Origin of the sequence: Escherichia sp. KTE52, assembly GCF_000408325.1 — a bacterium.
GTDB lineage: Bacteria > Pseudomonadota > Gammaproteobacteria > Enterobacterales > Enterobacteriaceae > Escherichia > Escherichia marmotae.
In genome coordinates this window covers 731849-744467 of record NZ_KE138676.1, presented here as the reverse complement: position 1 = coordinate 744467, position 12619 = coordinate 731849, and the positions used below count along the sequence as shown (strand labels likewise).

13 protein-coding genes are annotated in these 12619 nt (G+C 50.3%); 9 read left to right on the top strand and 4 right to left on the bottom strand.

Annotated elements, in window-relative coordinates; translation table 11 throughout:
* Window positions 1-336: 336 nt before the first annotated feature.
* From uidR to malI, 3 genes are all read right to left on the bottom strand, one after another.
* The gene (gene uidR, locus A1SC_RS17500) at window positions 337-924 is read right to left on the bottom strand and encodes a DNA-binding transcriptional regulator UidR (protein WP_000369704.1); all 588 of its coding nucleotides are present in this window, start codon (window positions 922-924) and stop codon (window positions 337-339) included.
* 229 nt (window positions 925-1153) lie between these two features.
* Entirely contained in the window at window positions 1154-1921 is a 768-nt protein-coding gene (gene hdhA / locus A1SC_RS17505) for a 7-alpha-hydroxysteroid dehydrogenase (RefSeq protein WP_000483368.1), read from the bottom strand.
* Between the two features lie 113 nt (window positions 1922-2034).
* The gene (gene malI / locus A1SC_RS17510; protein ID WP_001516341.1) at window positions 2035-3063 is read right to left on the bottom strand and encodes a mal regulon transcriptional regulator MalI; all 1029 of its coding nucleotides are present in this window, start codon (window positions 3061-3063) and stop codon (window positions 2035-2037) included.
* A gap of 174 nt (window positions 3064-3237) precedes the next feature.
* Here malI and malX point away from each other — a divergent pair, with 174 nt between their 5' ends.
* From malX to add, 3 genes are all read left to right on the top strand, one after another.
* Window positions 3238-4830 (top strand): PTS maltose transporter subunit IICB, encoded by a 1593-nt coding sequence (gene malX, locus A1SC_RS17515; protein ID WP_001516340.1) that lies wholly within the window; start codon window positions 3238-3240, stop codon window positions 4828-4830.
* A gap of 9 nt (window positions 4831-4839) precedes the next feature.
* On the top strand, window positions 4840-6012 hold the full coding sequence (locus A1SC_RS17520) for a MalY/PatB family protein (RefSeq protein ID WP_001516339.1): 1173 nt from the start codon (window positions 4840-4842) through the stop codon (window positions 6010-6012).
* A 103-nt stretch (window positions 6013-6115) separates the two neighbouring features.
* On the top strand, window positions 6116-7117 hold the full coding sequence (gene add / locus A1SC_RS17525; RefSeq protein WP_016261995.1) for an adenosine deaminase: 1002 nt from the start codon (window positions 6116-6118) through the stop codon (window positions 7115-7117).
* 96 nt (window positions 7118-7213) lie between these two features.
* Here add and A1SC_RS17530 read toward each other — a convergent pair whose 3' ends face one another.
* On the bottom strand, window positions 7214-8254 hold the full coding sequence (locus A1SC_RS17530; protein ID WP_001282501.1) for an oxidoreductase: 1041 nt from the start codon (window positions 8252-8254) through the stop codon (window positions 7214-7216).
* Between the two features lie 240 nt (window positions 8255-8494).
* Here A1SC_RS17530 and blr point away from each other — a divergent pair, with 240 nt between their 5' ends.
* From blr to rsxC, 6 genes are all read left to right on the top strand, one after another.
* Window positions 8495-8620, top strand: coding sequence for a division septum protein Blr (gene blr, locus A1SC_RS0121310; RefSeq protein ID WP_032141301.1), 126 nt, complete (start codon window positions 8495-8497; stop codon window positions 8618-8620).
* A 268-nt stretch (window positions 8621-8888) separates the two neighbouring features.
* Window positions 8889-9104: a transcription modulator YdgT gene (ydgT, locus tag A1SC_RS17535; RefSeq protein ID WP_000126621.1), complete on the top strand. Its 216-nt coding sequence runs from the start codon at window positions 8889-8891 to the stop codon at window positions 9102-9104.
* 86 nt (window positions 9105-9190) lie between these two features.
* The gene (locus A1SC_RS17540) at window positions 9191-9631 is read left to right on the top strand and encodes a DUF2569 domain-containing protein (protein WP_001516338.1); all 441 of its coding nucleotides are present in this window, start codon (window positions 9191-9193) and stop codon (window positions 9629-9631) included.
* 76 nt (window positions 9632-9707) lie between these two features.
* On the top strand, window positions 9708-10289 hold the full coding sequence (gene rsxA / locus A1SC_RS17545; RefSeq protein WP_000133193.1) for an electron transport complex subunit RsxA: 582 nt from the start codon (window positions 9708-9710) through the stop codon (window positions 10287-10289).
* Entirely contained in the window at window positions 10289-10867 is a 579-nt protein-coding gene (rsxB, locus tag A1SC_RS17550; RefSeq protein ID WP_000991825.1) for an electron transport complex subunit RsxB, read from the top strand. The genes rsxA and rsxB overlap by 1 nt, the downstream gene beginning before the upstream one ends.
* Window positions 10860-12619, top strand: a 1760-nt coding sequence (gene rsxC / locus A1SC_RS17555) for an electron transport complex subunit RsxC (protein ID WP_016261994.1), incomplete at its 3' end; no start/stop codon positions are given. The genes rsxB and rsxC, both read left to right, overlap by 8 nt.

Below are 12619 nucleotides of genomic sequence, written 5' to 3'. Positions count from 1 at the left end.
TTAGTTAACCAATTAAGCAATGCAAACAGTTATCTGTGAGAAACCCACGGAAGAGAAATGGAAATAAAAAGAACTGACACCGCGATCAAAAAACCAAAAACTGCAATACCCACAGCGTGACATGGATCGCATTAATCTCTAAAACAACGTTGACAGAAGCTGCAAAATAAGCAACCGAACGCTCGTTCGAGTGATTTAAAACGCTAAATTTCCGTGACATATGGTTGTGGTGTATGTGTTAACGGGATTTTGCGATCAGGCGAGAACGTTTTGGTATGGTGCTGTTAAGGACATTAAATGCGGGCGCAGTGGTCACCGGCCCGCGGCAAGAAGATATCAGGATGCGGTTAAAATACCGCCAATCATCGCACGTAATCCCTGGGCAAATGACGCGTCACCCGCCAGGTCTTCGGCTTCGATGTCGGCCAGTACGCCATAGGTCAGATCCAGCAATAAACGAGAGGTCATCGCCGTGTTAATGTCAGGACTTATCTCACCTTTTTGCTGGGCATCGCGCATACGCTGGGCGATGTATTCGGTGATTGTCAGATGCTTATTCCTGAGCATAGCGGCAACCTGCGGATTGCGCATTCCTTCCGCCATAATCTCTACCACCAGCGCCCGCTGGGCAAAGGCTTCATGCGTCAGGGAGACTATCGACTCGACCATATATTCTACAAAATGAATCCCTTCGATAGGGTCCCGGAAGCGGGCCAGCGCCCTCTCCTGATCCTGGAGGATAATTGCCTGAATCAAGGCTTCTTTAGAAATGAAATGGTGGTAAAGCGTCCCGGGACTTATACCGCAGGATTTACAGATGGCTTTCATCGAGGCACTGTGAAATCCATTTTCTGAAAAAATCTCTCTGGCAGCATTGAGGATCCGGGTCCGTGTCGGTTGTGCTTCAGTCTGCATGTTATCCATCGTTAAACCAATATAGTTAGCATGAATAACTAGTTTACCGCGTTGTCAGGTGAGCGCCTATCATTGCTGTTGAATAGTGCGAAGGCACACCCGATTCGTTTACTATTCACACGATAATTGGTCAACCAATGAACATAACCTGGTTACCAGTTTTCTGGCGTTTTTTCACTGCTGAACTCGCTGTACCGGTAAACAACACTCACTCAGTTGTTTACCGGCCTGCTAGCGATTAATTAAGCTCCTGTACCCCACCGCCGGATACGGTGAGTATTTGCCCGCTTATCCAACTGGCAGCAGGTGAACACAGAAACAGCGCCGCGTTAGCAATATCTTGCGGTTGACCCAGACGTCTGATTGGCGTGTGCTGCAACATTTTTTGTTCAATTTCTGGCGTAATAACGGATTTTAGAGCATCAGTTAATATTGCCCCCGGCGCAATGCCATTCACCCGAATATTTTTTTCACCCAGATCAAATGCCATATTTCTCACCAGATGACTGGCCGCAGCTTTAGATGACGCATAGGAAGTCATGTTTTTATTTTTATTTTCTGCAGCCATAGAAGTGATAGTCAGAATAACGCCTCCGCCATTTTTTTCCATTTCTGGCGCAATGAGTTGTGACAGATGGAAAAAAGAAAACACATTCAGTTCATAAGCGCGGCGGAAATCCGCCATTGGCATATCAAACGGTTTAGGACCACCGCCACCCGCGTTGTTAACCAGAATATCCACTTTGCCCAACTTACTGATGGCAAAGTCTGCCAGAGCAGATAATTCCTGTTCGGAAGTAATATCACAACGCCAGGCAAATGCCTGTCCACCAAGCTGTTGAATCTCATCAACAACATGATTTGCTGCATCGGCATTAATATCACTGACCACCACAGATGCACCTGCTGTCGCGAATGTAATGGCAATTTCTTTACCAATACCAGCACCCGCACCGGTGATGATGGCGCATTTTCCGTCGAGTCTCAGGTTGTCAGAATTAAACACATAAACCTCCTGTGAACTTCAGTAAATAAATTAAAAGGCACCGCCTGTGTGCCACATTTTTTATCATTAACCTCGGGGAAAAGACACTACCAGGTATAGCAGATAAAGAGAGATTATTTCGCCGTAATGAGCCGCGCGGGGATAATCAGATTTCGAGAGTGATTCTCTTCGTGACTGATTTTTTGCATCATGCGATCGGCAAGCGTAAAGCCCAGTTCCCGCGCAGGTGTGCAGGCCCAGACAATCGGAAAATCATCAAGAGCAGTTTGCGTTACATCAGTAAATGCCGCTAATGAAACCTGTTGCTCAAAATAACGATCGACCCCGCTTTCGCCGCTTTGCCGCCCTGCTTTCAGTAAACCAAACCACGCGCCCATCGCAATGGTTTCGTTGTAGCACACCACCGCGCTGATGGTCGGGTTATGGCGCAAAAGCGCCGTTATAGCTTCCGCAGCCAGCTTCTGGCTGGAAGAACATTCCAGTACCCAATCGCTGTGAAACGGCAGACCAAATTTTAATAGTGTTGCGCAATATCCACCCACTCGTTCCGCGCGGGTTAAAGAGGAACTTTGCCCTCCCAGCCAGGCGATACGCTGATGCCCATTGCGAATAAGGTGTTCCGTCAATAACTGCGCTGCCTGCATGTTATCCGGGCGAACAGTATCCACATCTTCAAGATAGCTGGCACGGGATGCAAAAATCACTGGGATGTCTTTTTCTTCTGCCATGCGCCGCAGGTCATCACTGCTTCCTGCCGCACCGGCAATCACCACACCATCGACACCCTGATTCAGTAGCAGTGAAAATCGCTGGGCCAGTTGCTCGCCATCTTTACCGCCGTGGAGCAAAAAAACCATCCGCCCCTGTGCTTCCAGTGCCTCTGTCAGCCCGGCCGTTAATTCAGCGTAAAACGGCGAAGATAAGTCGCGCACAATTAAGCCAATTACGCCACTCTGCCCGCCGCGCAGCGCAGATGCCTGGCGATTTCGCACAAAGCCTAACTCTTCAATGGCCGCGTTAACCCGTTCTCCCGTGGCGGCAGATATTCGCCCTTTGCCACTAAGCACCAGCGAAACGGTACTGACTGACACGCCCGCAGCCAGCGCAACATCATGAATGGTGATTTTTTTGGCGGTAGCCATGCAGATGACCTACTCCCTGATTATGTGACAGATAAAACGTTTTACCTTTAATTTATCTTATACCCGCTATTATCGTTGCGTAATGTGATTTATGCCTCACTAAAATTTGATAAAACGTTTTATCTTCTCGCGCAATTTATTGAATCCAGACTGTTCTCAACAAGGAGTCGTTTTATGACGGCGAAAGCAGCACCGAAAGTCACGCTGTGGGAATTCTTCCAGCAGTTAGGCAAAACCTTTATGTTACCCGTGGCGTTATTGTCGTTCTGCGGCATTATGCTCGGAATTGGCAGTTCCCTTAGCAGCCACGATGTCATCACCCTAATCCCGGCATTGGGTAACCCCGTGTTGCAGGCCATCTTTACCTGGATGAGTAAGGTTGGCTCGTTTGCTTTTAGCTTTCTGCCAGTGATGTTCTGTATTGCAATCCCACTCGGGCTGGCGCGTGAAAACAAAGGTGTTGCAGCATTCGCGGGTTTTGTCGGTTACGCGGTCATGAACCTTGCGGTTAACTTCTGGTTGACCAATAAAGGCATTCTACCAACCACCGATGCAGCCGTTCTGAAAGCCAATAATATCCAGAGTATTCTTGGGATCCAGTCGATCGACACCGGGATCCTCGGTGCAGTGATCGCCGGTATCATTGTCTGGATGCTGCATGAGCGTTTCCATAATATCCGCCTGCCAGATGCGCTGGCGTTCTTCGGCGGCACCCGCTTCGTGCCCATTATCTCCTCACTGGTGATGGGACTTGTCGGTCTGGTAATTCCGTTAGTCTGGCCGATATTTGCTATGGGCATTAGTGGATTAGGTCATATGATCAATAGCGCAGGCGATTTCGGACCGATGCTGTTTGGTACTGGCGAACGTCTGCTGTTGCCGTTTGGTCTGCATCACATTCTGGTGGCATTAATTCGCTTTACTGATGCGGGCGGCACGCAGGAAGTCTGCGGTCAAACCGTAAGCGGCGCGCTGACTATCTTCCAGGCGCAATTAAGCTGCCCGACCACACACGGTTTCTCTGAAAGCGCTACGCGTTTCCTCTCCCAGGGAAAAATGCCTGCCTTCCTCGGCGGCCTGCCTGGTGCGGCATTAGCCATGTATCACTGCGCACGCCCGGAAAATCGCCATAAAATTAAAGGCCTGCTGATTTCTGGCCTGATCGCCTGTGTCGTTGGCGGCACCACAGAACCGCTGGAGTTCCTGTTCCTGTTCGTTGCGCCAGTCCTGTATGTCATCCACGCACTGTTAACCGGCCTCGGCTTCACTGTCATGTCCGTTCTCGGTGTCACCATCGGTAATACCGACGGTAATATCATCGACTTTGTGGTATTCGGTATTTTGCATGGTCTGTCGACTAAGTGGTACATGGTGCCAGTGGTGGCGGCAATTTGGTTTGTTGTTTACTACGTCATCTTCCGTTTCGCTATCACCCGCTTCAATCTGAAAACACCGGGACGCGACAGTGAAATCGCCAGCTCAATCGAAAAAGCCGTTGTCGGTACGCCGGGTAAATCAGGTTACAACGTTCCGGCAATCCTCGAAGCCCTGGGTGGTGCCGACAATATTGTCAGCCTTGATAACTGTATTACTCGCCTGCGTTTGTCTGTGAAAGATATGTCGCTTGTGAATGTGCAGGCGCTGAAGGACAATCGGGCAATTGGCGTAGTTCAATTGAATCAACATAACCTGCAGGTTGTTATTGGGCCGCAAGTTCAATCGGTAAAAGATGAAATGGCCGGTTTGATGCGCACTGTTCAGGCATAAGGATAAAATATGTTCGATTTTTCAAAGGTCGTGGATCGTCATGGAACATGGTGTACACAATGGGACTATGTCGCTGACCGTTTCGGCTCTGCGGATCTGCTGCCGTTCACGATTTCAGACATGGATTTTGCCACCGCACCCTGCATTATCGAGGCGCTGAATCAGCGCCTGATGCACGGTGTGTTTGGCTACAGCCGCTGGAAAAACGATGAGTTTCTCGCGGCAATTGCCCACTGGTTTTCCACCCAACATAACACCGCCATTGATACGCAGTCGGTGGTTTATGGCCCTTCTGTTATCTATATGGTGTCGGAATTGATTCGCCAGTGGTCTGCCGTCGGTGAAGGCGTGATGATCCATACCCCCGCTTACGACGCATTTTACAAAGCCATTGAAGGTAATCAGCGCACCGTGATGCCCGTTGCTTTAGAGAAGCGGGAGGACGGTTGGTTTTGCAATATGGCAAAACTGGAAGCTGTACTGGCGAAACCAGAATGTAAAATTATGCTCCTGTGTAGCCCGCAGAACCCCACGGGTAAAGTCTGGACTTGCGATGAACTGGAGATAATGGCAGACCTTTGCGAACGCTATGGTGTACGCGTTATCTCCGATGAAATCCATATGGATATGGTATGGGATGAGCAACCACATATTCCCTGGAGCAACGTGGCGCGCGGAGACTGGGCGCTGCTGACTTCTGGTTCGAAAAGTTTCAATATTCCTGCCCTGACCGGAGCTTACGGTATCATTGAAAACAGCGAGAGCCGCGAGACGTATTTATCAGCACTGAAAGGTCGTGATGGGCTTTCCTCCCCTTCTGTACTGGCATTAACAGCACATATCGCCGCCTATCAGCAAGGCGCAGCGTGGCTGGATGCCTTACGTGTCTATCTGAAAGACAATCTGAGGTATATCGCCAATACAATGAACGCCGCGTTCCCGGAACTCAACTGGCAGCCCCCACAATCCACTTATCTCGCCTGGCTTGATTTACGGCCTCTGAACATTGATGACAATGCACTGCAAAAAGTCCTGATTGAGCAAGAAAAAGTGGCGATCATGCCGGGATATACCTACGGCGAAGAAGGCCGTGGCTTTGTTCGTCTCAATGCCGGATGCCCTCGTTCGAAACTGGAAAAAGGTGTCGCCGGATTAATTAACGCCATCCGCACTGTACGTTGATTGCGATTGCGCAACGCAAATAATCGTTGCGCAATCGTAGATTTTTACCCTGCTTTGTTTTTATAATGGTGCGCACTTTTATATCCAGAAAAAGAGTGCGACCATGATTGATACCACCCTGCCATTAACTGATATCCATCGCCACCTTGATGGCAACATTCGTCCCCAGACCATCCTTGAACTTGGCCGCCAGTATAATATTTCACTTCCTGCACAATCGCTGGAAACGCTGATCCCCCACGTTCAGGTCATCGCCAACGAACCCGATCTGGTCAGCTTCCTGAGCAAACTTGACTGGGGCGTTAAAGTTCTCGCTTCTCTTGATGCCTGCCGTCGCGTGGCATTTGAAAATATTGAAGATGCCGCTCGAAACGGCCTGCACTATGTCGAACTACGTTTTTCGCCAGGCTACATGGCGATGACGCATCAGTTGCCTGTTGCGGGCGTGGTTGAAGCCGTCATTGATGGCGTGCGTGAAGGTTGCCGCACTTTTGGTGTGCAGGCGAATCTTATCGGCATTATGAGTCGAACCTTTGGCGAAGCCGCCTGCCAGCAAGAACTGGAGGCATTTTTAGCCCACCGTGACCAGATTACCGCGCTGGATTTAGCCGGTGATGAACTTGGTTTCCCGGGGAGTCTGTTCCTTTCTCACTTCAATCGCGCACGTGATGCGGGTTGGCATATTACTGTTCATGCAGGTGAAGCTGCTGGCTCGGAAAGCATCTGGCAGGCTATTCGTGAACTGGGGGCGGAACGTATTGGACATGGCGTAAAAGCCATTGAAGATCGGGCGCTGATGGATTTTCTTGCCGAACAGCAAATTGGTATTGAATCCTGTCTGACCTCAAATATTCAGACCAGTACCGTAGCCTCTCTGGTGGCACATCCACTGAAAACGTTCCTTGAGCATGGTATTTGCGCCAGCATTAACACTGATGATCCGGGGGTTCAGGGCGTAGATATCATTCACGAATATACCGTCGCCGCACCCGCTGCGGGTTTATCTCGCGAGAAAATTCGCCAGGCGCAGATTAACGGTCTGGAAATGGCGTTTTTGAGCGCCGATGAGAAACGTGCTCTGAGAGAAAAAGTGACTACGAAGTAAGAACATGCCTGATAAGGCGCGTAAGCGTCGTATCAGGCATTTGAATTCATCGCCGGATGCAGTGTAGTCGCTTTATCCGGCTCCAAAAATCGATTATCACGCCAGGCACAGCGTCGCGCGATGTTTGGCGGATTCGATACCAAGTTCAATGAGTTCCATCACCTGAATCGCCTGACTTGCCGGCACCGGATTTTCTCCGTCACCATTCAACGCATCACGAATAGCAGCGTAGTAAGCCGGATAATTTCCCGGCACCGTCAGCAGTGTTTCTTCGACGCGTTCCTCACCTTCAACACGGGTAAGTACGCCGTCACGCATATCATAGCCCCAATCTTCCTGCGGCAAACGTTCGCCATTTTTCAGCCGCTCTTCCTGTGGATCGAGTCCATACTTAACGTAGCTGCCGCGAGAACCATGAACGATATAGCGTGCCGACTCTGCTGCCGCCAACATAGTGCCGTGTAAAATGACCCGCCGCTGTGGGTAGGACAAAATGGCGTGGAAATAATCTGTCGACTGCGCTCCCGGGCGTAACTGTGCTAAATCTACGGTCATGCTGACGGGTAAGCCAAACAGCGTAATAGCCTGATCGAGCAAATGCGGCGCTAAATCGTACCAGATACCGCTACCGGGGCCGCCCTGTTCACGCCAGCGATCGCGCACCTGTGGACGGAAGCGGTCGAAATGAGACTCAAAGTAAGCCACTTCCCCCAGCAAGCCTTCCGCGAGCAAACCTTTTAGCGTCAGGAAATCGCTATCCCAGCGACGGTTATGAAACACTGACAACACGCGCCCAAGACTCTTTGCCAGAGCATCCAGCTCCCGAGCTTGTGACAGTGTCACGGTGAAAGGCTTATCAACAACAACATGTTTACCCGCTTCCAGTGCCGCTTTTGCTAACGGAAAATGGGTATCGTTGGGCGTAGGAATGACAATCAGGTCAATATTAGGATCATTAAAGAGATGCTTCGGTTCAGAGACAACCGTAACTGTTGGCCAATCAGCCTTCACTTTTGTTTCGTCACTGCTGGAGATCACCGCCAGCTCCAGCCCGGGCGTGCCCGCAATCAGGGGAGCATGGAAGGTTTTGCTCGCATAACCGTACCCAATCAACCCAACACGGATGTTGTCGCTCATGTCATTGCCTCTCATTGAAGTATGATGCTATTTGACACTATCCTTTACCCTCTCTCAACAGTTTAATAACCTGCCTGCAATACGGGGGGTTATTTAACTTAAGTCAAAAAAAGAGCGAATTTTCTGAAGGCAAAAGATAAATATCGCAAAAACATCAGTAAAAATCTTGCTGGAGCAATTATTGCTAAGTAACATTTACGGCCTTAGTTAATGGATCAATCAACATAGATGTGGGCAGTAATGAATCGTCTTATTGAATTAACAGGTTGGATCGTTCTTATCGTTTCAGTCATTCTTCTTGGCGTGGCGAGTCACATTGACAACTACCAGCCGCCTGAACAGAGTACTCCGGTACAACACAAGTAATCTCTGCGTTTGCAGGGCAACATGCAGCCCGTCCGGGTGCATGTTTTGACTTGTCGGGTATTTAAACCAGGAATTTATTATTTTGCACGGTGTTGTTGACGATTGTCAGGGATAGTAAAGCGCGTTACTCTTTTATTAGCAGTATTTCATCCCAGAATTATTTGCCATCAGCACATTCTTATTATTGCTTTAACGTTCACCTATGGTGAGATTTTATCATTACATATAATGCCTACCACTTTGGTATTAGTTATTTAATGGATCTTTTATGACAGCTCAGGAATACTTATTAAAATTTCGTAAAATCAATTCACTCGAAAGCCTGGAAAAACTCTACGATCATCTTAATTACACCCTGACGGACGATCAGGATATTATAAATATGTATCGTGCAGCCGATCACCGCCGAGCAGAGCTGGTTTCTGGCGGGCGTTTGTTTGACCTCGGGCAGGTTCCGAAATCGGTCTGGCACTACGTTCAATAAAGAAAGTAGCGATCGGTTATAAAAGCTTTATAATGACGCCCCTAAAATTAGATTTGCCCGTTTGCTGTCGCTATTCTGGAGAACTTATGACCACCACAACGCCACAACGTATTGGAGGCTGGTTGCTTGGCCCGTTAGCCTGGCTGTTAGTTGCCTTACTGAGTACGACGCTGGCGCTGTTGCTGTACTCCGCAGCGTTATCTTCTCCTCAAACATTTAAAACGCTCAGCGAACAATCCCTGACAACGCAAATCTCATGGGGCGTTTCGTTTATTACCGCCATCGCTATGTGGTATTACACACTGTGGTTAACCATCGCTTTCTTTAAACGTCGGCGTTGTGTTCCTAAACATTATATTATCTGGCTACTGATTTCCGTATTACTGGCAGTTAAAGCCTTCGCGTTTTCTCCGGTTGAAGATGGTGTAGCCGTTCGCCAGTTGCTGTTTACTTTGTTGGCAACTGCATTGATCGTCCCCTATTTCAAACGCTCGTCGCGGGTGAAAGCGACGTTTGTGAATCCGTAATAACCTTACAGTTAACCTGTTGTCGCCTGCTCTGGATTAACGGATAATAGGCGGCTTTTTTATTTCAGGCCGAAAAATGACTGACTACCTGTTACTGTTTGTCGGAACTGTACTGGTCAATAACTTTGTACTGGTCAAGTTTCTGGGTCTCTGTCCGTTTATGGGGGTTTCCAAAAAGCTGGAAACCGCGATGGGCATGGGGCTGGCAACAACATTTGTGATGACGCTGGCGTCTATTTGCGCCTGGCTTATCGACACGTGGATTTTAATCCCACTCAATCTGATTTACCTGCGCACCCTGGCGTTTATTCTGGTGATTGCCGTAGTCGTGCAGTTCACCGAGATGGTGGTGCGTAAAACCAGCCCGGTACTTTATCGGCTACTCGGGATTTTTCTGCCGCTTATCACCACCAACTGTGCGGTGCTCGGCGTAGCGTTGCTGAATATCAACCTCGGGCACAATTTCTTGCAGTCGGCGCTGTACGGTTTTTCTGCTGCTGTCGGCTTCTCGCTGGTGATGGTGCTTTTTGCCGCCATTCGCGAACGTCTTGCTGTGGCCGATGTTCCGGCCCCTTTTCGTGGTAATGCCATTGCGCTGATTACTGCGGGTCTTATGTCTCTGGCCTTTATGGGCTTTAGTGGTTTGGTGAAGTTGTAATGAATGCTATCTGGATTGCCGTTGCCGCCGTGAGCCTGCTGGGCCTGGTGTTTGGCGCCATTCTGGGTTATGCCTCCCGCCGTTTTGCGGTGGAAGACGATCCGGTCGTTGAGAAAATTGACGAAATTTTACCGCAAAGCCAGTGTGGTCAGTGCGGTTATCCAGGCTGTCGTCCGTATGCGGAAGCCATCAGTTGTAATGGCGAAAAAATCAACCGCTGCGCACCTGGTGGCGAAGCTGTGATGTTGAAAATTGCCGAGTTGCTTAATGTCGAGCCACAGCCGCTGGATGGCGAAGCGCAAGAGTTGACGCCTGCGCGCATGGTGGCAGTTATTGATGAAAATAACTGTATTGGCTGCACTAAGTGCATTCAGGCGTGTCCGGTAGACGCCATTGTTGGCGCTACCCGCGCAATGCATACAGTGATGAGCGATCTGTGCACGGGCTGCAATCTTTGCGTTGACCCATGCCCTACGCACTGCATCTCCTTACAACCGGTCGCAGAAACGCCTGACTCCTGGAAATGGGATCTGAACACCATTCCCGTGCGCATCATTCCCGTGGAACACCATGTTTAAGTTATTTTCTGCTTTCAAAAAAAATAAAATCTGGGACTTCAACGGCGGTATTCATCCACCAGAAATGAAAACCCAGTCCAACGGTACGCCTCTACGCCAGGTGCCACTGGCGCAGCGATTTGTCATTCCGCTGAAGCAACATATTGGCGCTGAAGGTGAGCTGTGTGTTAGCGTCGGGGATAAAGTGCTGCGCGGTCAGCCACTCACTCGCGGTCGCGGCAAAATGCTGCCAGTTCACGCACCAACCTCCGGCACCGTTACAGCTATTGCCCCCCACTCTACGGCTCATCCTTCAGCATTAGCTGAGTTAAGCGTGATTATTGATGCTGATGGTGAAGACTGCTGGATCCCACGTGACGGCTGGAGCGATTACCGCTCACGTAGCCGGGAAGAGTTAATTGAACGTATTCATCAGTTTGGCGTCGCCGGGCTGGGGGGGGCGGGCTTCCCTACGGGTGTTAAATTGCAGGGTGGCGGCGATAAAATCGAAACCTTGATTATCAATGCTGCCGAGTGCGAACCGTATATTACCGCCGATGACCGTCTGATGCAGGATTGCGCCGCTCAGGTGGTGGAAGGCATTCGCATTCTTGCGCATATCCTACAACCGCGCGAAATTCTTATCGGTATTGAAGATAACAAACCACAGGCGATTTCCATGCTGCGCGCAGTGCTGGCAGACTCCCGCGATATCGCTCTACGGGTTATTCCAACTAAATATCCTTCCGGCGGTGCCAAACAGTTAACGTACATCCTGACCGGGAAGCAGGTGCCACACGGCGGCCGTTCATCAGATATCGGTGTGTTAATGCAAAACGTCGGCACCGCTTACGCGGTGAAACGCGCTGTTATCGATGGCGAGCCCATTACCGAGCGCGTGGTGACGCTGACTGGTGAAGCCATTGCACGTCCGGGCAACGTCTGGGCGCGACTGGGTACACCTGTGCGTCATTTATTGGATGATGCCGGATTCCGTCCTTCTGCTGATCAAATGGTGATTATGGGCGGCCCGCTAATGGGCTTTACATTGCCATGGCTGGATGTGCCGGTCGTCAAAATCACTAACTGCCTGCTGGCGCCGTCGGCCAGTGAACTCGGTGAACCGCAGGAAGAACAAAGCTGCATCCGCTGTAGCGCCTGTGCTGACGCCTGCCCTGCCGATCTTCTGCCGCAACAGTTGTACTGGTTCAGCAAAGGTCAGCAGCACGATAAAGCCACCGCGCACAACATTGCCGACTGTATTGAATGTGGGGCCTGCGCCTGGGTTTGCCCGAGCAACATTCCACTGGTGCAATATTTCCGTCAGGAAAAAGCAGAAATTGCCGCCATTCGTCAGGAAGAGAAACGCGCCGCAGAAGCAAAAGCGCGTTTTGAAGCCCGTCAGGCACGTCTGGAGCGCGAAAAAGCCGCGCGTCTTGAACGACATAAGAGCGCGGCGGTACAACCTGCAGCCAAAGACAAAGACGCGATTGCTGCCGCACTGGCACGTGTGAAAGAGAAGCAGGCCCAGGCCACGCAGCCTATTGTGATCAAAGCTGGCGAACGTCCGGATAACAGCGCAATTATTGCAGCACGGGAAGCGCGTAAAGCGCAAGCCAGAGCGAAGCAGGCAGAATTACAACAGATCAACGACGCAACGACCGTTGCTGATCCGCGCAAGGCTGCCGTCGAGGCCGCTATTGCCCGCGCCAAAGCGCGTAAACTGGAACAGCAGCAGGCTAACGCCGAGCCGGAAGAACAGGTTGATCCGCG